Annotated in this window: 11 protein-coding genes and 1 tRNA gene; 5 read left to right on the top strand and 7 right to left on the bottom strand. The window is 62.2% G+C overall.

All coding sequences use genetic code 11. The features are described 5' to 3' along the window. Positions 1 to 135 precede the first annotated feature (135 nt). Positions 136 to 1,620, top strand: a complete 1,485-nt coding sequence (locus tag AC0L3O_RS00895) for an ROK family protein (protein ID WP_473534344.1) — start codon at positions 136 to 138, stop codon at positions 1,618 to 1,620. A gap of 229 nt (positions 1,621 to 1,849) precedes the next feature. Beyond that, positions 1,850 to 3,757: a putative bifunctional diguanylate cyclase/phosphodiesterase gene (locus AC0L3O_RS00890; protein WP_473614491.1), complete on the top strand. Its 1,908-nt coding sequence runs from the start codon at positions 1,850 to 1,852 to the stop codon at positions 3,755 to 3,757. Positions 3,758 to 3,806: 49 nt separating this feature from the next. Here AC0L3O_RS00890 and AC0L3O_RS00885 read toward each other — a convergent pair whose 3' ends face one another. After that, the gene (locus tag AC0L3O_RS00885; protein ID WP_473614490.1) at positions 3,807 to 6,122 is read right to left on the bottom strand and encodes an acetamidase/formamidase family protein; all 2,316 of its coding nucleotides are present in this window, start codon (positions 6,120 to 6,122) and stop codon (positions 3,807 to 3,809) included. 329 nt (positions 6,123 to 6,451) lie between these two features. Here AC0L3O_RS00885 and AC0L3O_RS00880 point away from each other — a divergent pair, with 329 nt between their 5' ends. Next, entirely contained in the window at positions 6,452 to 7,903 is a 1,452-nt protein-coding gene (locus tag AC0L3O_RS00880) for an acetamidase/formamidase family protein (protein ID WP_473614488.1), read from the top strand. Between the two features lie 254 nt (positions 7,904 to 8,157). On the opposite strand, the gene AC0L3O_RS00875 is transcribed toward AC0L3O_RS00880, so the two are convergent. Then, positions 8,158 to 8,234, bottom strand: a tRNA-His gene (locus AC0L3O_RS00875). Positions 8,235 to 8,675: 441 nt separating this feature from the next. After that, positions 8,676 to 9,134: a phasin gene (locus AC0L3O_RS00870; protein ID WP_128166139.1), complete on the bottom strand. Its 459-nt coding sequence runs from the start codon at positions 9,132 to 9,134 to the stop codon at positions 8,676 to 8,678. Between the two features lie 254 nt (positions 9,135 to 9,388). Here AC0L3O_RS00870 and AC0L3O_RS00865 point away from each other — a divergent pair, with 254 nt between their 5' ends. Then, positions 9,389 to 13,057, top strand: a complete 3,669-nt coding sequence (locus AC0L3O_RS00865) for a PAS domain S-box protein (protein WP_473534340.1) — start codon at positions 9,389 to 9,391, stop codon at positions 13,055 to 13,057. 381 nt (positions 13,058 to 13,438) lie between these two features. On the opposite strand, the gene AC0L3O_RS00860 is transcribed toward AC0L3O_RS00865, so the two are convergent. Beyond that, positions 13,439 to 15,421, bottom strand: a complete 1,983-nt coding sequence (locus tag AC0L3O_RS00860) for an acetoacetate--CoA ligase (protein ID WP_473534339.1) — start codon at positions 15,419 to 15,421, stop codon at positions 13,439 to 13,441. Positions 15,422 to 15,697: 276 nt separating this feature from the next. On the opposite strand from AC0L3O_RS00860, the gene AC0L3O_RS00855 reads away from it, so the two are divergent. Continuing rightward, entirely contained in the window at positions 15,698 to 17,548 is a 1,851-nt protein-coding gene (locus AC0L3O_RS00855) for an AsmA family protein (RefSeq protein WP_023800321.1), read from the top strand. 68 nt (positions 17,549 to 17,616) lie between these two features. On the opposite strand, the gene AC0L3O_RS00850 is transcribed toward AC0L3O_RS00855, so the two are convergent. The 3 genes from AC0L3O_RS00850 to AC0L3O_RS00840 are packed head-to-tail and all read right to left on the bottom strand — an operon-like array spanning position 17,617 to position 20,554. Beyond that, positions 17,617 to 18,435, bottom strand: coding sequence for an ABC transporter permease (locus AC0L3O_RS00850; protein WP_287065432.1), 819 nt, complete (start codon positions 18,433 to 18,435; stop codon positions 17,617 to 17,619). Beyond that, positions 18,432 to 19,406 (bottom strand): ABC transporter permease subunit, encoded by a 975-nt coding sequence (locus AC0L3O_RS00845; RefSeq protein WP_473614487.1) that lies wholly within the window; start codon positions 19,404 to 19,406, stop codon positions 18,432 to 18,434. The genes AC0L3O_RS00850 and AC0L3O_RS00845 overlap by 4 nt, the downstream gene beginning before the upstream one ends. Positions 19,407 to 19,414: 8 nt before the next feature. Further along, on the bottom strand, positions 19,415 to 20,554 hold the full coding sequence (locus tag AC0L3O_RS00840) for an ABC transporter ATP-binding protein (protein ID WP_473614485.1): 1,140 nt from the start codon (positions 20,552 to 20,554) through the stop codon (positions 19,415 to 19,417). Positions 20,555 to 20,568 lie beyond the last annotated feature (14 nt).

The following is a 20,568-nucleotide window of genomic DNA, read 5'->3' as shown; positions in this document are numbered from 1 at the left end:
ACCAGGCACGCACGGGACGTCATGCCTCTGACCATGATCCCGAAAAGTGGGGACCGGTTTTCGGAGAAGATCATGGTCAAACAGCAAGATAGAGCCCCATTTCGATTTAGTCGAAATGGAACAGGCTCTGGTTCGATGGCCATAGGAATCGATATCGGCGGCACCAATCTGCGCGCCGCCCGTGTTTCCGGCACGGGCGAAATCCTCGAGCGCATTTCCGAGAAAAGCGCGCCGGACCCCGAGCTCGTGCTCTCCCGGATCGCCGAAATGGTGCGCCGGCTCGATTGTCCCGAAGTTGCGGCCATCGGCATCGGCGTCCCCGGCCGCGTCGATGCGCGGCTTGGCGCGGTCTTGTCAGGGGGCTATGTCAACCTCGCCTCGGTCTCCCCTGCGCAACGACTGGAAAGCCTGGCGGGCAAGCCCGTGGTGATCGACAATGACTGCAACATGGCACTGGTCGCGGAAATGGCCCTCGGCGCTGCCAGAGGCCATGAAAGCATCGTCATGTTCACGATCGGGACCGGCATTGGCGGTGCCGTGGTCCAGGACCGGCGGATCGTCCGCGGCAAAGGGACGGCGGGGCAGCTCGGCCATATCACCGTCGACCTATCAGGCGAAGCGTGCGTCTGCGGCCGGCGCGGCTGCGTTGAAACCACCAGCTCAGGCACGGCGCTTGGCCGTCACATCGCGCGGGCAGGCCTCGGTCCGGACGTTTCGGTCGATCAGCTTTTTGCCCGGGATGCGGGCGGCGATCCCTTGGCGCGCGGTATATTGGAAGCCTGGGCCGGGCCGCTGCGTGCGGCAATCGACACGACCGTGGCCATGTTCGACCCCGACCTGGTGCTGCTCGGCGGCGGACTTGGCCTGGCGGCCGATCGGGCGCTTGCCAGGGCTCCTGCCCTGGCGCCCTGGTACCAATGCCCGGTGGAAGCGGCGCAACTGGGTGACGACGCCGGGGTCATCGGCGCCGGTCTGCAAGCGCTCGCCGCGCAAGCGGCAGTTGCACAATCAGCAGTTGCAGAAGGCTCGCCAGTACCCTTGCCGACCGCCCGGCTCGATCGCACCAGGCGCGCCGTGCCCGGCCGGCGCGCCGTGCTCGTCAACGGCATCCCCGCCAGCGGCAAAAGCACGGTCTCGCGCGGCATCGCCGCGCGCATGGGCTGGCCATTGCTGGCGCTCGATACGATCAAGAACCCGTTCCTCGAAGTGCTCGGCGGCGGCGATCGCGAATTCAACCGCATACTCGGCCGCGCCAGTTACCAGGCCATCTGGTCGGTCGTCGGCGAGGCCCCGGCGGGCGCCACATTTGTCATCGACGCCTGGTTCGGCTTCCAACCGCGCCAGGTGCTCGAGGATCACCTGCGCAGCGCCGGCGTCGAGCAGACCGCCGAGATCTGGTGCCATGCGCCCGGCGAGGTTCTGGCCGAGCGCTATCGCGCAAGGCTCGACCAGCGTCCCGCCGGCCATCCCGGCGCGGCCTACATCCCCGAACTGATCGAACTGGCCAAGCGCGCCGAGCCGCTGCGGCGCGGACCGCTGCTTGACGTCGACACGACCAGACCGATCGCTTTCGACGCCATCACGCAATGGCTGCAGGGGACGATTGCGGCTGACAGGTAGGCAGCGCAGCCCCTAAGCACGTCGCGTTTGAACGGATGCATGCGACGCGCCTTAAGTTATTCCCGAGCGTCAGGATGCTGCCGATCCATGTTCTCTATCACCGCACAAATGAGGAGGATTCATACAAAGGCCTCGCAGAAGGCTGATACAATGAGTAGTTAACCCGTCCTTCAGTGGGCTTGCATAAGCTTACGTTGCGAATCGGCATGGGAAGCGAACCGACTGGTCTATGGCCCTAAAGAAAGAAAACGCGCTGGAGGCCAGAATCCTTCAAGATCAGCTTGCTGATCTGAAGGCCGGTCTCTTCGTATCGATGCCGATAAGCACTATGCTATCAGGCCTGATTTTGACAGTGCAGGCCTTTTCTGGCGGGGGCTTTGCCGCCGCAATCTGGTTCCTGGTTGTCAATGCCATAAATGCCGCCCGCCTCGGACTCGCCCGTTATCAGCTAAACGAGACGGGGGATCAGGACGATTTAACAGGGATTTCGCAGCGGCTTCGCTGGTTTGGCATCCTTGCTCTTCTGTCAGGGTTTGCCTGGTCCTTTCTTGCCGTCCTTACCGTTGGCTACACAACGCCGCAAGCGCCGCTGCATCTGATTATTCTGGCAGGCATCTCAGCTGGTGCGGTTACATACGGCAGTTCATATGCCGCGGCCGCGATCAACTTCATCACGCCGCCGCTTGTGATCGCGATGGGTTGCCTGTTGGCGAAAGGCAACTTTGAAGATTACATTCTGGCCTTTGCCGTTCTGCTCTTCGTGGGCGGCTTGGTTCGAGGCTCGTTTGTAGGGCAAGCCCGCTTCCGCGAAGCAAGCCGCCTGAGACATGAGGCGGAGCGGCTTGCGGCGGAAATGGAGCGCAATTCCAGGGAGGACCACCTGACGGCCCTTCTCAACAGACGGGGTCTCGAACACGCGATCAATCAGTTCGAGAATACAGACGGCCCCTTCGTTGCAATGCTGATTGATCTGGACGGCTTCAAATCCGTCAACGATACCTACGGTCACAGGACCGGTGATGAATTGCTCGTCATGATCGCCCGCCGCATAGAGCAGGCAGCGCCGGCAGGCTCAACGCTCGCCCGTATCGGCGGCGATGAGTTTGTGCTGTTTTTTCCCTCACTCACGAGTTCGCTTTCTCCCAGTACCCTCGCATCCAACATCATAGCCAAAGTCGCCAGCCCCTATCGTGAGGTCGCGTCCGTCCGGATCGGTGCAGCGATCGGAATATACTTGGCTGAAAGGCCGGGGCTGACGGAAATGTTGCTGCGGGCGGATGTCGCTCTTTACACTGCCAAGCGTCGTGGCAGGAACGAATTTCGCCTGTTCGATGCCGAACTCGACAGGGATTTGCAACGTCGCCAGTCCATCGAACGCGACCTTCATTCGGCTCTAGAGGCGAGAAGGGTGGCACCTTGGTTCCAGCCCATCGTAAGACTCGATACCGAGGCCGTGATCGGTTTTGAAGCCTTGCTGAGATGGTCCCATCCGATCCATGGTTCCATCTCTCCACCCGAAATCATGACAGCCGCACGCGAAACCGGAATGCTTCAACTGTTAACGCAAACGGTATTCTCCGACTGTTGTGCTCTTATCGACGGCCTGGTGAAAGCTGACCGTCGAGATGTTCGTGTGGCAATGAATGTTTCACCGCGCGAATTGGAAGCCGGCGATATCGACGACATGGTTCTGAATGGTCTGGCGGCAAAAGACCTCCCGACAACGATGTTCGAAATCGAGATTACCGAAGAATCTCCAGTGGACCCGGAAAGACTGGATGAAAAGCTCGGACGGCTTTCACATGCCGGCATTTCCATCGCGCTCGATGACTTCGGCACCGGCTTTTCCACGTTGGCATCGCTCAAGGACAGTCGGATACGCAAGGTGAAAATAGACCAAGGCTTCATTCGCGGCCTAGCCAAGTCTCGGGAGGACCGGCTGCTTGTCAAAACGGTGATCGATCTTGGTCGGGCGCTCGGGATCGATGTCATGGCCGAGGGCGTCGAAACAGAGGCGGACCGGCAAATTCTGTACAAGCTCGGCTGCAGAACTGCTCAGGGCTTCCTATTCTCCAAGGCGGTGCCGCTAAGCCAGGCGCTTGAGGTGACACTAAAAGAGCACGCCACGGAGTTGTGAGGGCACACGCCACCAATGAAACCGCTGCGTGATCTCTGATCATGGGTGGTCAGGGGCGAGCGGTACGCTGGCTGTGCTGTCGCTCGCCGAACACGGCCTTGGTGATCGTGGCGTGCACGCCGAAATTGCCGTCGGCGACTTGCGTAATGCCGAAGTCGGCGGCAAGCGACATGATGCTCAACACCTCGTCCTCCGTGAGATCGTATGTCTGCATAATGAATCGGCGCGTCTGGCGGAAGGCGTTGCGCAGCGCCAACTCGATGGTGGATGTCTTGTAGACGTCCGACTGCGCGTTGCTGCCGAGGTCCCCGAGGTAGTTGGGATGGCTAAAACTCTGTATCACCCAGCTGTGCTCGGTTTCGATGAGCGGCGAGTTGAGACCGCGCAGGAAAGCCGGGCACCCTTCGCCCGCCTTATGCAGCTTGATGATGATGTCGCCGGTCAGCGAACACTCAAGACCCGTGCCATTGATCTCGCCGTCCGACTGCGCGAAATGTCCATCGCCGAGCGAGAGCAGTGCGCCCTGAACCGCAACGGGCAAATAAAGCTTCGCGCCGGCTCCGATCCTCCAATTGTCGATATTGCCGCCGAAATAGCCCGGCGGGATGGAATCGACCAGGTCAGCCTCGCGCGGAGCCACCGCGATGCACCCGAAATGCAGGCGCGCCGGTATGCGCACGCCGCTACCACTCAAGTCGCGATGCGAAACCTTGCTGTGGTCGACGGGTATGCCAGGATAGTCGATCGTCGCGTGGACAACGCCGAAGGGGTCGGTCTGCGGCTGCCATTCGTAGCTGTACAGCGGCCGCGCTGCGGCCGGGCACCGCATGTCGATCTCGAAGATAGTCACCGTTTCGCGTTTGGCATCCCGGTCCAGACGGTCGTGATACTGATACCCCCACCACGCCGATACGTTCGATGCGAAGGCCTTGCCGGGAAAGGCAGCGCTCGGCCGTGGCCGAATTTCGACGAACTCGATCTCGAGTAAGTCGCCGGGCTCGGCGCCGCGCACATAGATCGGGCCAGTCATGATGTGAACGCCGAACCCCTCGCCAGCGCCGCGCCCGAAGATGGAAGCGTTTGCCGGACCGGCCCCGCGACGGTCGACGCGCTTGTATTCGGGCGACCAATCGAACACGCTTTCAGCCCCGCTGTCACCCGCCACCATCCGCTGCCAGTCGTCGCCCGCGTGCTGAGTGAGTGTCTCAACGGTGACTGAGTCGCCCGAATCGACGCGCAACACCGGCGGCAGCGAGCGGCTGAAAAAGCCCCAATGCACGGTCTCCGCTGTTGCTGGCAAGTGCCAATGGTCCGTCCGTTCGCGCGCTCTTGCCGTTGGCGGGCGATCCATAGCGGCCTGCAGCATCGGGGCCGGCCGCGCCGCCGCCGACTTGCGGCCGTCCGGTTTGCCGCGCAGCGGATAAGCTTCCTCCGTCTGTGACCTAGCGCGCCTCACCTGCCTGGGACTCATTCCAAACGTCGCGCCGAAAGTGCGGCTGAAATGCGATTGATCGCGAAAGCCCCAGCGCTGTCCGATCGCGGCCACGCTTTCATGTGCATGGTTGGGATCCGCCAGGTCGATGCGGCAATGTTCGAGGCGCTGCTGGCGCACATATTCGGAGAAGCTTTCGCCGCGCCCCTCGAACAGTTTTTGCGCGTAGCGTACGGAAAGCCCTTCCAGTCTCGCGATCAGGGCCAAGGCAAGATCCGGGTCCGACAGCCGGGCGTCAATCGTCGCCGCGACGCGCCTGAAATGCGCCGCTTGCACCCCGGTCAGGCTGCCAGCGGGCTCACGTACCTCGCCAAGCAGGGCGCTTGCCACGAGTTCCGTCAAAGCCACTTCGGCGGCTGTCAGATCGGCCGCACCGGAAGTCTCGAGATTGGAGCCCAGCGTTCGCAATCCGGATTTCGCAACCGCAGCGACGACGGTGCTGCCTAGCACCTTCGGCAAGCGGATGCCGCTGCGGCCCAGCCGTGCTTCCAGCGGACCGGCGGCCGCCTGAAGTATGAACGCGCGGAAGTCACTGCGAAAGGTCATAGACCAGTCGTCGGCCGTGCCGAGCACCATCATATCGCCGTCAGCGAGATCGAACGCCTGGTGCGGGGCGACAAGACGCCCGCGCCCAGCAACGATGAGAGCGAATAGAATCCCGTGGTCCCGGCGCATCGGCACGATGCGCTGGGGTGTACCAGATACGTCGGCGAGGCGCGTGGTGGCGTTCGCTGCCCGCAGGTGCATGGTGCCTCTCGGGATCGGCTGGTCGTCGACAGACGCGGAAAGCGAAAGCTCCTCAAACCAGTCGAGCCACGCCTTGTCGCGGTGTTCGAGGGGCAGATGGTCGATCGATCGCAGAGCCGCAACCATAAGAGAAGAGGGTCTTTGTTGCATACTGCAGCGGCCTTTCCGGGGCGCGTTACGTCCATCAGGCGACCCGCCCGCCGAGATTCACTTTAGCGCGACGCCGGCGACAGTATTTGTGCGCATGCGAACAATCTCTTGACTTTACCCTGTCACCAGGCGGAGCTCAAGCTCGCCGGTCTTGCCGGCGTGAGCGTAAGCCATTGAATTGACACGTATTTATTTAGGCAACAGCGCGATGCATTGATTTCGCGGCCGGCTGGCTGGATTGCCGATGGCGCGCGTGATGCATAAAATCGCGCACATTCCTTCCAACAAAAACAAGGGGACTGTTCATGTGCAAAGGCGATGATATCAGCTGTCCGCATTTCGAGCTTCACTACAACAAGTTGAAGCAAGATCTAAATGCCGAGCGACGCGGCTTTCTGAAGGGGGGCCTGTTCGCGGCCAGCGGTCTGGCCACGCTGGGCGCCGGTGGCATCTCGCTGGTCACACCCGCACTGGCGCAGGCCACGTCATCGAAGCTGCCTGCACAATGCGCCTATCATTATTTGCCGGCCAACGCCGAGACCGTGCATTGGGGCTACTTCAGCAAATCGCTGAAGCCGCGCATCGAGGTCAATTCCGGCGACATCGTCACGATCGAGTCGCTCACCCACCATGCGGGCGATGACCTGGAGCGCATGGTTGACGGCGACGAGGGTGCAGAGAGCGTCTATCTCTGGACGAAAGAGAAGAAGGGCGTCGACCGCCGCGGTGCCGGCCCTACCGACCCGGCCAAGTACAAGAAAGGTTCTGGTGAGGGGCAGGGCGTGCACATCATGACCGGCCCGGTCTATGTTCGCAACGCGGAGCCGGGCGACATATTAGAGGTGCGGATTCTCGATTGCGGGCCGCGTCCCTCTGGCAATCCCAAGTTCAGCGGCAAATCATATGGCTCCAACGCGGCGGCCAATTGGGGCTTCCACTACAATGATCTCCTTGGCGGCACCAAGCGCGAGGTCGTCACCATCTACGAGGTCGACGTTGCCGGCGGCAAAAGCTGGGCCGAAGCGGTCTACAATTTCCAATGGGTGCCGCAGACTGACCCGTTTGGCGTCAGGCATGACACGATCGACTATCCCGGGGTTCCGGTCGACCACAGCCTGACCAAACGAAACTACGATGTGCTGAAGGGCGTGAGACTGCCCATTCGCCCGCATTTTGGCACGATCGGACTGGCACCGAAAGAAGCGGACGTCGTAGACACCATCCCGCCGAGCTACACCGGCGGCAACATCGATAACTGGCGCATCGGCAAGGGCGCCACGATGTATTATCCGGTCTCCGTCGACGGCGCGCTGCTCTCGGTCGGTGATCCCCATGCCAGCCAAGGCGACAGCGAATTATGCGGGACGGCGATCGAATGCTCGCTCACCGGCACGTTCCAGCTCATCTTGCACAAGAAAGCGGACCTAGCCGGCACACCGCTCGAGGAGCTCAACTACCCCATGCTCGAGACGCAAACGGACTGGCTGGTGCATGGGTTTTCCTACGCCAACTATCTTGAGGAACTGGGACCGAGCGCTCAGAGCGACATCTATTCGAAGTCGTCTGTCGACAGAGCGCTGCGCGATGCGTTCCGGAAGATGCGCCACTTCCTCATGACAACCAAAGGACTGACAGAGGACGAGGCGATTTCCCTGATGTCGATCGGAGTAGACTTCGGCATCACCCAGGTCGTCGATGGAAACTGGGGGGTGCATGCGGTGGTGAAGAAGGACATCTTCGCCGCACGTGTCGCCTGAGATGGTGGGTAACTAAATCTCGCATCACATCGCCGTTACTCGGAAGCTCGACAAAGGCTAAAGCGCGTCGCGTTTGAAGGAATTCATGCGAAGCGCTTTACGCTGCGCACCCTCGGGTCAGGCCCGAGGGCATGCTTTTGCGCAACATGCATCAGGAATCCGAACCAAGCGGGGCACCGACCGGTCCCTCCGTAAGAACGGACATCTGTAGCCAAGAGAAGCGGCCGAAACCGAAGAAGGCGACCGTGCACCAATGGTACCGTTGGCTGGGATCGAACCAGCGACCTCCGGATCCACAATCCGGCGCTCTAACCATCTGAGCTACAACGGCACGTTCGCCTGAGCGGGATGGAACGTTCATCCTCCGAGACCCGCTCTGTCGTTCGGCGATGCGTCCATACGGGCTATCGGAGTTTAATTCAAGGCTTTTGGCCGCGCATGGCCCGGAAAATCAGAATCGATTTCGCTGGGGATCATGCGCAAAATCCCAGGGTTCCGCAGCGTGCTTTGCGCGTCCAGGAAGGCGCCGGCGCTGTAGGCAAAGGGTGCTCCGGCACCGACATCATATTCGCCGGGCAAAGAAAAAGGCCGGCGGGAGGAGGTGCCGGCCTTTTCCTGTTCCGAGCCAGCGGGAGGAGGTGCTGGCTGGTCATCCCGGAGAGCAGAGGGAGGAGGTTCCACCCGCCGGGTATTCGCTTGGACCACTATATCTCACATAATCCTGTTCGAAGAAATGCGACCTTTTGTTGCATCTTCGAACTATGCGCAAATATTAGGCGATCTTAACTTCCTTCATCGCCTTCTCGAAGGCGGTCTTGATCGGCTTGGAGACGTCCTCGGCCGCCTTGGAGGCGACGGTCTGGAAATCCTTTGCCTGCTCGACAGTCATCTCGACCTGCTTGCGCAGGAATGCGGTCTGCAGTTCGACGACTTCCGACAGCGACTTGGCGCCGATCAGAGCTTCGAAATGCGACAAGCCGGCTTCAGTATTGGCGCGCAGAGCGGCAATGGTCTTGAGCGACAGGTCGTTGGAAACGGTCTTGGCGGTCTCAAAGGTGGACTCAAGGGCCTTCTGGGTCTCTTCGGCGCCGGTCTTCAGCTTGGCATAGGCCTCTTTCGACTGCTCGACGCCCTTTTCGGCGAAAGCACGGATCTGGTCGGTGGCCTTGGAAGCGTCGAAGCTCGGGAATTCAACGTTTTCGATAGTATCAGCGGTCTTGGTCCTGGACAATTTTCCATCCTTTGCAGTGGTAGCGGCTTCGATAGGAAAGCCGTCTCGTTCATGTATGATGGCAATATAAAGGCAAATCTTGTGCATTGCAATATCTTTGTTGCAGCGCACCATAAATTTTCTCTCCCAGCGTTAACCACGCGCCCAGAGATTCCGGCGGTTGCACGCTATGGCTTGTGGACCTTCGCACCGTCGGCTTTTATTAACAAAGCGTTAACTGCAAACTGCCCGCTTCGTAAGGGTTCCCAAAGCGCATGCCGTCTGAAAACTACTCCTTCCTCGACGTCGCCGTGCTCGACGCGGTCCGCCAGCGCTTTGCCGCCGGCGACGCGATCGCCCTTTTGTCGGCAGACCTCGAACAGGTGATCTGGGCCAACGGACCAGGGGCAGCGGTGTTCGGCTACCCCGACATGGAGGCGATCATCGGCGCCTCGGCCGGCTTGCCGCCGATCGCCAGGCGCCAGATCATGGCGACAAGCGGTTTTCCACAGATCGGCCGCGACCGCGCCATCACGGTGCGGCTGGCAACCGGGCTGACCAGCCGCGCGGTTGGCTTTCTGGCCAGCGCGGTGACAATGCCTGACGGCGAAAACGCCATCATGCTGGCGGTGCCGGCGACGCAGACCGGCTCGCGCAGCGCCGCCGAGCTTGCCGCTCGGGCCATCAGCGGCTTTACCGAAGACGGTCATTTCATCGCCTTCGTCGATGCCAACGGCAACATAGAGGCCGCTTCCGATGATTTTTCGGCACTCGGCATCCTGCCCGAAACGCTGACAGCGCTTGTCGCCGATGTTGCGAACGAGAGCGGTCGCGTCGTCAAACGCCTCGTTCCTGGCGGCACCGCTTCCTACCCGGCCGGCCTCGCCCGGCTGACTGACGAGCGGCACCTGCTGGTGGTGATCGACGAGAACCAGCTGGACTCCGAAGCAGCCCCTGCTGGCGTGCTCAGCGCAGGGGCGGCGGCCGATGCCGCAGTCCCGCCAAAAGCACAACAGGACAACCCGCCGGCAACAGTCGCGAAAACGGCTGCGGCAGTGCAGACATTTGCGGCAGCCGACGAAGACACTTCGCTGTCGGCGGAGCATGATGTTCCCGATTCCAGTGGGCCCGATTCCACTGGGCTCGATTCGACCGGATCTCATTCAACTGCGCCAACCGAGCAGGGTCCGGAAGCGGCCGGCGGGATACCTCCACAGCATGACCATTGGTATTTCAGCGCCAGCGAGGAGGAGGCGCAAAAGCCGGGACCGGATGCATCCGGTCCTGTCGAGGCGGATGCTTCGGCGGAAAGCTTCGCACAAAATGCCGTCAGGGCCGCCTCCCCGGTCAAAAATGCCATCCCCTCGATCGACCGCGCGGCGGCGCCCCTGCGTTTCGTCTGGCGCACCGACGCCGAGGGCAGATTCAGTGCGCTGTCGACGGAATTCGCGGAACTCGTCGGCAAGCCTGCCGCCGATGTGATCGGCCGGCGCTTCAGGGACGTCGCGGCCACCTTCGACCTCGATGCGACCGGCGACATCGCCGGCCTGCTCGACCGACGCGATACCTGGTCCGGCCGCTCGGTGCTGTGGCCGGTCGCCGGCACCGATTTCAAGATACCCGTCGACCTGGCGGCGCTGCCCGTCTACGGCCGCAGCCGTGCCTTCGAAGGCTTTCGCGGATTCGGCGTTGCTCGCACCGGCGATGCGGTGGTCGATCCGGAAGCGATCGGCATGGCGCTTGTCGCCAATGCCGACGTCCCCGTGGCCGGCGAGCCGGAAGTCGCCAAAACGCCTGACGAAACCGACCCGTTCCAGGGCGAGGTGCCGGCGCTGACCATCGTGCCGAAGCCGGAGCGGCGCTTAGCCGACAAGGTGATCCGGTTGGCGGAGCACAGGCAGCCGGCCAACGATAAAGGCCTGTCGACGCTGGAACGCAGTGCATTCCGTGAGATCGGCGAGCGGCTCAAGAAGGACAATCCCCCGACCGAACAGCCCGCTGCCGCAATTGCGGCAGAGCCGGCTGCGGCGGAACCGACCGAAACCGATGTCGAAGACGAGAAGGATGTCGCAAGGCTCGACGGTGAGCAGCCGCAAGCAACCGTGTCCGACCTCTCAGGCTCGCTGCTCGACTATGCCGACCGGGACTACGTCGCCGACGATGGCGACGGTGCGCCGGTCTCCGAGCCGGACAAACCGGCGCAGGAGATCGCTGAGCCCACCGACGCCGCCAGTCGATCGATCGCCGAAGACGCCGACAGCATGACGGCCGCCGATTTCCGCGATGCAGAAGACAGCGAGGACTCGGCGCGACCCGAAGACGGCGAAACCGGTTCGCCAACCGATGGCATCGGCGATGCCGGCGACGTCGAGCCGACGACGGTCGAGCGGCCGCGCCTGCCGGTGCCGCCGCTCAAGCTCGAAGGGTTCGTGCCGTCGGCTTTTTCGACCGCGGACGACAACAAGGCTCCGGACATTTCGATCCTCGGCAAGCTGCCGGTGCCGCTGCTGATCCATTCCGGCGACGATCTTCACTATGCGAACGAGGAATTCCTCAGCCTGACCGGCTATGACACGCTCGACCAGTTGGAGGATGCCGGTGGCCTCGACGCGCTGTTTGCCGATCCTTACGACGGCAGCGCCTCCGATGGAACCGACCACGCGCTGCGGTTGAAGACGCGTGACGGTCAGGAGTTCCCGATCGAGGCCATTTTGCGCTCGGTGCCATGGCGTGGCGGCAAGGCGCTGATGCTGGTCGTGCGCCGTTCCGGCGACGACGAGGCAGCAGGTGCCGCCGACGACCAGACGCAGCCGGACACTTCGGAGCTCAAGGCGCGCATTGCCGAGATGCGCACCATCATCGACACCGCGACCGACGGCGTCGTGCTGATCGGCCGAGACGGAACGATCCGCTCGATCAGCCGACCGGCGGAGGCGCTGTTCGGTTTCGACAGCGACGAGGTGACCGGAAAACCCTTCGTCTCGCTGTTCGCGATCGAAAGCCAGCGCGCCGCGCGAGACTATATCGACGGATTGTCCGAGCCCGGCGTGGCGAGCGTGCTCAACGACGGCCGCGAGGTGATCGGACGCGAGGCGCAGGGGCGCTTCATTCCGCTGTTCATGACCATCGGCAGGCTGCCCAACGACAGCGGTTTCTGCGCGGTGGTGCGCGACATCACCCAGTGGAAGCGGGCCGAAGAGGATCTGACCCAGGCGCGCGCCGTGGCCGAGCGCGCTTCCTCGCAGAAGACCGACTTCCTCGCCCGCATCAGCCACGAAATCCGCACGCCGCTCAACGCCATCATCGGCTTCTCCGAGTTGATGGTCGACGAGAAATTCGGACCGGTCGCCAATGACCGCTACCGCGACTATCTGCGCGACATCAACCGGTCGGGCAACCATGTGCTCGACCTGGTCAACGATCTGCTCGATATTTCGAAAATCGAGGCCGGCCAGCAGGAGATGGCCTATGAGGCAGTGTCGCTCAACGACACGCTGGCCGAGACGGTGGCGATGATGCAGCCGCAAGCCAACCGCGAACGTGTCATCATCCGCTCCAGCTTCGCCTCCCGGCTGCCGGAAGTGGTGGCCGATCTGCGCAGCGTACGCCAGATCGCGCTGAACATCCTGTCGAATGCCATCCGCTACACGCAGGCCGGCGGCCAGGTGATTGTATCGACAGCCTACGAGAACTCCGGCGACGTCGTGATGCGCGTGCGCGACACCGGTATCGGCATGAGCCAGTCCGAGATCGAGCAGGCGCTCAAGCCGTTCAAGCAACTCAACGCGCTTAAGCGCGGGCGCGGCGACGGCACCGGTCTCGGGCTGCCGCTGACCAAGGCCATGGTCGAGGCGAACCGGGCCCGGTTCACCATCAACTCGACGCCCGGCGAGGGCACTCTGGTCGAAGTCGCTTTCCCGTCGACCCGCGTGCTGGCGGATTAGGGCAGCGGACTTTCGGCCCGTCCGTGTCGCCGCTCTATCTCTTTGTTTGAGCACCGGATTTCCCAAAACCGGTGTCCACTTTTGGCTCATGCTCGGCACACAAAAGAAAGGCGTCCAACAGGACGCCTTGAATGATCGATTGCTGTACATCGGGGGCTTGAGCGAATTCAGATCCTCTGGGGATTTAGAGGAACGGGATTTCTCCCTCAAGTTACGCACGACTATCGATGTCGGCCCTTAACAAAACCTTACCGGCACCGCGAATAATTTACCAATGTGTACCACTCATGAAATCTAGGTAAATTCGAGCGAGATATTTCGTTAACCGTGCTCGGCTCCGTTTGAACGCCTGACGGTTCTCATGTCCTGGACCTCGAGAAACTAATCGGCCAGCTGCGGCAGGTCGCGGAACAGCTCGAGCGCTTCGGGATTGGCCAGCGCCTCCTTGTTCTTGACGGCACGGCCATGCACCACGTCGCGCACCGCAAGCTCGGTGATCTTGCCCGATTTGGTGCGTGGAATGTCGGCGACGGCGACGATTTTAGCCGGCACGTGGCGCGGGCTCGCGCCGCTGCGGATTTTCGCCCGGATGCGTTTTTCCAGCTCGGCGTCGAGTTCAACGCCGGCCGCCAGCCGCACGAACAGCACGACGCGCACGTCGTTGTCGAAGTCCTGGCCGATGCACAGCGCTTCCAGGATTTCCGGCATCTGCTCGACCTGATTGTAGATTTCCGCCGTGCCGATCCGCACACCGCCAGGGTTGAGCGTCGCGTCGGAGCGGCCGTGGATGATCAGGCCGCCATGGGCGGTCCATTCGGCGAAGTCACCGTGGCACCAGACATTGTCGAAGCGCTCGAAATAGGCGGCGTGGTATTTCTTGCCTTCGGGATCGTTCCAGAAGCCGATCGGCATCGCCGGGAACGCTCTCGTACAGACGAGCTCACCCTTTTCCTGCCTGAGCGGCTGGCCGTCGTCGTCCCAGACATCGACGGCGAGGCCGAGGCCAGGTCCCTGGATCTCTCCGATCCACACCGGTTCGATCGGCACGCCGAGCACGAAGCAGGAGACGATGTCGGTGCCGCCGGAGATGGAGGCGAGATGCACGTCTTTCTTGATGCCGTCATAGACGAAGCGGAAATCTTCCGGCGACAGTGGCGAGCCGGTGGAGGAGATCGTGCGCACGCTGGAAAGATCGTGCGTGTTGATCGGCCTGAGGCCGGCCTTGCGCACGGAATCGATGAATTTGGCCGAGGTGCCGAAATAGGTCATCTTCTCGGCGTCGGCGAAGTCGAACAGCACGTTGCCGTCGGGGTAGAAGGGCGACCCGTCATAAAGCAGAAGGGTTGCGCCCGACGCCAGGCCTGAGACCAGCCAGTTCCACATCATCCAGCCGCAGGTGGTGAAATAAAAGAAGCGGTCGCCGTCGAGCAGGCCGGCGTGGAGCCGTTCTTCCTTGACATGCTGGATCAGCGTTCCGCCGGCCGAATGGACAATGCATTTGGGGATGCCGGTCGTTCCGGAAGAAAACAGGATGTAGAGCGGATGCGCGAACGGCAACCGTTCGAAGGTGACCGACTTGGCAGCGAACGATGAGAGCGCCTCGTCCAGCGCAGTCGCCTTCTCGATGGTCGCCGCCACGTCGGTCGACGTGCCGAGATAGTCGACGATCAGGATCTTGCGGACGGTGACGAGCTTTGCCGCAACGGCCGCGATCTTGTCGGCAACCTCGATCGCCTTGCCATTGTACCAGTAACCGTCAGGCGCGATGAAGACGACAGGCTCGATCTGCCCGAACCGGTCCAGAACGCCCTGCTCGCCGAAATCGGGAGAGCAGGACGACCACACGGCCCCGATCGAGGCTGTCGCCAGCATTGCCGCCACCGTCTCCGGCATGTTGGGCATCATGGCAGCGATGCGGTCACCCTTTTTCACCCCGAGCGACAGGAAAAGCTGCTGCAGCCGCGAGGTCAGCGCATGCAACTCGTTCCAGGAGAGCCGGCGCTCGACCTTGTCCTCGCCGCGAAAGACGATGGCGTCACCGAGCCCAGTTTTTTTCAACAGGTTCTCGGCGAAGTTAAGCTTGGCGTCGGGAAAGAAGGCGGCGCCGGGCATCTTCTCGCCATCGACAAGCACGCGCTCGCCGCCACTGATCCCCCCATTGGCGCCCTTGTCGCCGACGATCCCGCAAAACTCCCAGACCAGGCTCCAGAACGCCTCGCGATCGTCGATCGACCAACGATGAAGATCGCCGTAGGAGGGAAAAAACCTGCCGGTTGCGGCCGCCGCGGCCTGCATGAAGGCGGTCATCGGCGCCGCGTCGATCTGGTCTTTGGTCGGTATCCAGAGCGGTGCGTCGCCAGCCATGATCGTTCCTCCTTAAAGCACGTTACGCTTGAAGAGATTCACGCGACGCGCTTTAGACTTTTGTTATTATCATGTTATCCAAAAACGTTGCGCATTTTGGCGACATGCATTGGCATCGCTTATGCATATCGCAACGCAGCAGAGCAAGATTTTGTTCGGCCGAGCGACGCGGATGTGCGCAAATGCCATCGCTGGGCCATAAAGACTTGAAATGCGTCAGCCGTGGGTTACACCCGTCGGGCGTTTTTTTGTCGGAACGGAAGCATACGGGGCGACATGCCATCACCTTTGATCCGGCGCGGAATATGGGCGATCGGCGCTGCCGTGCTCGTCATCGCGCTGGCCGTTGCCGCCCTGCCGCTCGTCGCCTCGACCCGTATCGTGCGCGACCGCATCGCCTGGGAAATGAGTGCGTGGAGCGGTTTCAGGGTCACCATCGACGGCGCGCCACGGATCGAGGTCTGGCCGAATTTCCGTGCCATCTTGGCCGACGTGACGCTTTCGCAATGGACAGAGACCGACGCGCCGCCGGTGATCGAGGCTGAACGGGTCGAGGTCAATCTCTCCGCCATGGCGGCGTTGCGTGGCAATGTGGTGTTCTCGACGGCGCGGCTGATCCGGCCGACGATCAGGGTTCAACGCGCAGCACATGGACTTTTCCTGCCCGCCCTGCCTTCGGGCGGGCGCATCACCCGGTCCATCGACGTCGCTCGCGCCGTTGTCAGCGCCAATCCAGCCAAGCCGGACCTCAGCAAGCTGCCGGCTGATCCGTTCGGCACCGTGGAGTTCAGGAACGGCCGCGTGGTGACTTCCGTCGATGGCAAGGACGCTGAGATACTGAGCAGCCTGAGCGGCCAGGCGAACTGGGCCGCAATGAACAGCAATGCGACGCTGTCGGCGACCGGGATCTGGCGCGGCGAAAGCGTCGCCGTGGATGCCGCATCGTCAAACCCGCTGGTGCTGTTTGGCGGAGGTGCGGCGCCGATGACGCTTTCATTCAAGGCGGCCCCTGCCAGTTTTTCGTTCGACGGCGTGGCCAGCATGTCCGAGAACGCCTATTTCGACGGCCAGGCAAAATTTGCCGCACCCTCGCTCAGGCGCGCGCTCGAATGGTCGCGGGCCGGCATCGCGCCGGGCGCAGCAATTGGCTCGGTTTCCGTTTCCAGCAAGCTCACGGCGACCTCCGGCCGCATTAAATTCGAAAACACCGAGATCGCCCTGGACGACAATCCGGGAATGGGTGCGCTGGATTTCTCCTTTGGCGAGGCGCGCCCGGTGATCGCCGGTACGCTCGCCTTCGAGACGCTCGACCTGCGGTCGTTTCTCTCCGCCTTCGCACCCTTGGCGCCCGCGAACGGCGCTGGCCCCGGCGAAATCGACATAAGCGTCGCCGACCGCATCGATCTCGATCTCAGACTGTCGGCAGCGCAGGCCACCGCAGGCGCCATCCAGCTTGCCGACGTCGCCGCCGCTGCCCAGGTCAAGAACGGTCTTGCCGTCTTCGATATTTCCGATGCATCGGCCTTTGGCGGCAACATCCAGAGCAGCCTTCGTTTTGACCGCAAGCCGGAAGGCACGCAGGTCGAGATCAGGCTGCTCGCCTCCGACATCGACGGCGGCGCTTTTGGCACCGCAGCCGGAATGACGCGACTGGTGCCGATTGGCACGGGAACCGTTTCGGTCATCCTCAAGGGGCCGGGCAGAACCTGGGATTCCATTTTCGAAAATGCCGACGGCTCGGTTTCGGCGAAATTCGGCCAAGGCGCGTTGAGCCGGTTCAACCTGCCGGCGTTTCTCAAACACAACGAACAGGGCGGGTTCTTCGCGCTCGACGATGTCTCCGACGGAACACTGCCGATCGACGGGGCCGAACTCAAGGCGAGCATTTCGAACGGTGTGGCGAAGATCGACAAGGCCGAAGCGAATTCGGCGAAGTACAAGATCTGGCTTTCCGGCATCGCCTCCTATGCCGGGCGCGGGCTGGCGCTGTCCGGCGGCATCATTCAGGCGGACCAGCCAGCCACGCAGACAAATAGCCAAGGTCCCAACCAGTCTTCGTTCTTCATCGGCGGAACGTGGAGCACGCCGTTCATTTCGCCGATAAGCCGCGGGGTATCCGGCGAGTAAGCAACGAAGCTGCTGCGGTCGTCGTCAGAAGTGCTTCCTGCCGGCTTTTGCTGCTGCCGCCCCTTTCGTCACCCACGCTGAGCGGCCTGCTCGTCGCGCTGGCGCTGGACCTCGCGCCGCTTGTTGGCGAGCGAAGCGATGATGACGCCGACCGCCACAACCGCGATCAGGATGGTGCAGGCGGCGTTGATCTCCGGCGTCACACCGAGACGAACCTGGCTGTAGATCTTCATCGGCAGCGTGGTGGCGCCAGGCCCTGAGGTGAAGCTGGCGATGACCAGATCGTCGAGCGACAGTGTGAACGCCAGCATCCAGCCGGACACGATCGCCGGCATGATGACCGGCAGCGTGATCTGGAAGAAGGTCTTCACCGGCGGCGCGCCAAGATCCATCGCGGCTTCTTCGAGCGAGCGGTCGAACGTGATCAGGCGCGACTGCACGACGACGGCGACGAAGCACATGGTCAGGGTGATGTGGGCAAGCGTGACGGTGACAAAACCGCGGTCGAGACCGACGGCGACAAAGAGCAGCAGCAGCGACAGGCCGGTAATGACTTCCGGCATGACCAGCGGCGCAAAGACCATGCCGGAAAACAGCGTCCGGCCCTTGAAGCGCGTGTAGCGCGTCAAGGTGAGAGCCGCCAGCGTGCCGAGCACGGTCGCCACGGTGGCCGAGATGACGGCGACGCGGGCCGTTACCCAGGTGGCGTCCATGAGGCCCTGGTTGTGGAACAGCGAGACGTACCATTTTGTCGAGAAGCCGCCCCAGACAGTGACCAGTTTCGATTCGTTGAAAGAGAAGACGACGAGCAGGACGATCGGCAGGTAAAGAAAGGCAAAGCCGAGCACGATCGAAGTGATGTTGAAGCGGCTCCAGGTCGGGTTCATCTGTCCTGCTCCTGGGCGCGGGCCTGGGCCCGCTGGAAGAGCATGATCGGCACGATCAGCAGCAACAGCAGGATGACGGCGACGGCCGAAGACACCGGCCAGTCACGATTGGCGAAGAACTCGTTCCACAGCGTCTTGCCGATCATCAGCGTCTGTGAGCCGCCGAGCAGGTCGGGAATGACGAATTCGCCGACGGCGGGGATGAACACCAGCAGGCAGCCGGCGATGACGCCGGGTAGCGACAGCGGAAAGGTGATCTTCCAGAAGGCGCTGGTCGGTGGGCAGCCGAGATCCTTGGCTGCCTCGATCAGCGAATAATCCATCTTTTCCAGCGACGAATAGAGCGGCAGCACCATGAACGGCAGGTAGGAATAGACGATGCCTATGAAGATCGCCGTATAGGTGTTGAGGATGATCAGCGGCTGGCTGATAACGCCGGTGGCGAGCAGCAGCTGGTTGAGCAGCCCCTCAGGCTTGAGGATGCCGATCCAGGCGTAGACCCGGATCAGGAACGAGGTCCAGAACGGCAGGATCACCAGCATCAGCAAAGTCGGGCGCAGCATCGCCGGGGCGCGCGCCATGCCGTAGGCGATCGGGTAGCCGACAAGCAATGTCAGCACCGTCGAGATGGCGGCGACGATGACGCTGGTCACATAGGCGTTGACGTAGAGCGCGTCCTGCGTCAGCCATGTGTAGTTGTCGATGCTGAGCTCATTCAACTGGGCGAAGAAACCGGCAAGGCCGTCGCCGAAGCCGAGCACCGGCGTGTAGGGCGGTATGGCGATCGCCGTCTGCGACAGCGATATCTTGAAGACGATGACGAACGGAATGAGGAAGAAGAAGACCAGCCAGAGATACGGAATGAGGATGACAAGACGGCTAGCCAAGGCCTCTCCCAGTCTGGCCAGGGCGGATTTGCCGGCAGCGGTGGCTCGAGAGGTTGTTGCAGCAGTGACAGCGGCATTCGACATGGCCGCCCCTATCGCGTCAGCACGACGCCGGCGTCCGGCCGGAACGACACCCAGGCACGGTCGTTCCAGCTCAGCGGATCCTCGGTGATGCGGGCCGCGTTCATCGTGCTCGCCCGCACCACCTGGCCGTCGTCTAGCCTGACGTGATAGACCGTCATGTCGCCGAGATAGGCGATATCATAGACTTCACCCTCGATGGCGTTGACAGCGCCGGCCGGTCTCGTAGACGATATCCTGATCTTCTCCGGCCTGATGGCGAAGGCGACGGCCGCGCCAGTTGCGGCATCGCCGGCATTCTCGGTCCGGATGGTGATGCCGTTGCCGGCATCGATGCTGGCCGCACCCGCCTCGCCGTTCGCAATCTTGCCTTCGAACACGTTGACGTTGCCGACAAAGCCGGCGACGAAACGGGAACCTGGCGCCTCGTAGACTTCCGCCGGCGTCGCGACCTGCATCACCTCGCCCTTGTCGATGATGGCGATGCGGTCGGCCATGGTCATCGCCTCTTCCTGGTCGTGAGTGACGACGACGAAGGTGAGGCCGAGTGACTGCTGCAGATCCATCAGCTCGAACTGCGTTTCCTCGCGCAACTTCTTGTCCAGCGCGCCCAACGGCTCGTCGAGCAGCAGCACCTTCGGCCGCTTGGCGACCGAGCGGGCAAGCGCGACGCGCTGGCGCTGGCCGCCGGACAATTGGTGCGGCTTGCGCTTGGCGAACTGCTCGAGCTTGACCAGCTTCAGCATCTCTCCAACGCGCGCCGCGATCTCGGGCTTCGGCATGCCGTCCTGCTTGAGGCCGAAGGCAATGTTGTTCTCGACCGTCATATGCGGGAACAGCGCATAGGACTGGAACATCATGTTGACCGGCCGCCGGTATGGCGGGATGCCGCGCAGATCCTGGCCGTCGAGCAGGATGCGGCCGGCGGTCGGCTCCTCGAAACCGGCGAGCATCCGCAGAAGCGTCGACTTTCCGCAGCCGGATGCGCCGAGCAGGGCAAAGAACTCGCGCTCGAATATCGTCAGCGACAAATTGTTGACGGCGGTGAAGTCACCGAACTTCTTGGTGACCTTGTCGAACTGGATGTACGGCTTGGCGTTCGGATCGTTCCATGGCGCGAAATCCCTGCGGATGCTGCCAAGCGATTTCATGTCCCACTCCGTGC

The sequence above is a fragment of the Mesorhizobium sp. WSM4810 genome (assembly GCF_055811235.1).
Note: the sequence above shows the minus strand (reverse complement) of the source record. Positions and strands in the feature narration are given on the sequence as shown.

Excerpts from the sequence above, each read along its gene's own strand:
- AC0L3O_RS00895 (WP_473534344.1), top strand. The coding sequence starts at position 136 with ATGGCCATAGGAATCGATATCGGCGGCACCAATCTGCGCGCCGCCCGT.
- AC0L3O_RS00890 (WP_473614491.1), top strand. The coding sequence starts at position 1,850 with ATGGCCCTAAAGAAAGAAAACGCGCTGGAGGCCAGAATCCTTCAAGAT.
- AC0L3O_RS00885 (WP_473614490.1), bottom strand. The coding sequence starts at position 6,122 with ATGGTTGCGGCTCTGCGATCGATCGACCATCTGCCCCTCGAACACCGC.
- AC0L3O_RS00880 (WP_473614488.1), top strand. The coding sequence starts at position 6,452 with ATGTGCAAAGGCGATGATATCAGCTGTCCGCATTTCGAGCTTCACTAC.
- AC0L3O_RS00865 (WP_473534340.1), top strand. The coding sequence starts at position 9,389 with ATGCCGTCTGAAAACTACTCCTTCCTCGACGTCGCCGTGCTCGACGCG.
- AC0L3O_RS00860 (WP_473534339.1), bottom strand. The coding sequence starts at position 15,421 with ATGGCTGGCGACGCACCGCTCTGGATACCGACCAAAGACCAGATCGAC.
- AC0L3O_RS00855 (WP_023800321.1), top strand. The coding sequence starts at position 15,698 with ATGCCATCACCTTTGATCCGGCGCGGAATATGGGCGATCGGCGCTGCC.
- AC0L3O_RS00850 (WP_287065432.1), bottom strand. The coding sequence starts at position 18,435 with ATGAACCCGACCTGGAGCCGCTTCAACATCACTTCGATCGTGCTCGGC.
- AC0L3O_RS00845 (WP_473614487.1), bottom strand. The coding sequence starts at position 19,406 with ATGTCGAATGCCGCTGTCACTGCTGCAACAACCTCTCGAGCCACCGCT.
- AC0L3O_RS00840 (WP_473614485.1), bottom strand. The coding sequence starts at position 20,554 with ATGAAATCGCTTGGCAGCATCCGCAGGGATTTCGCGCCATGGAACGAT.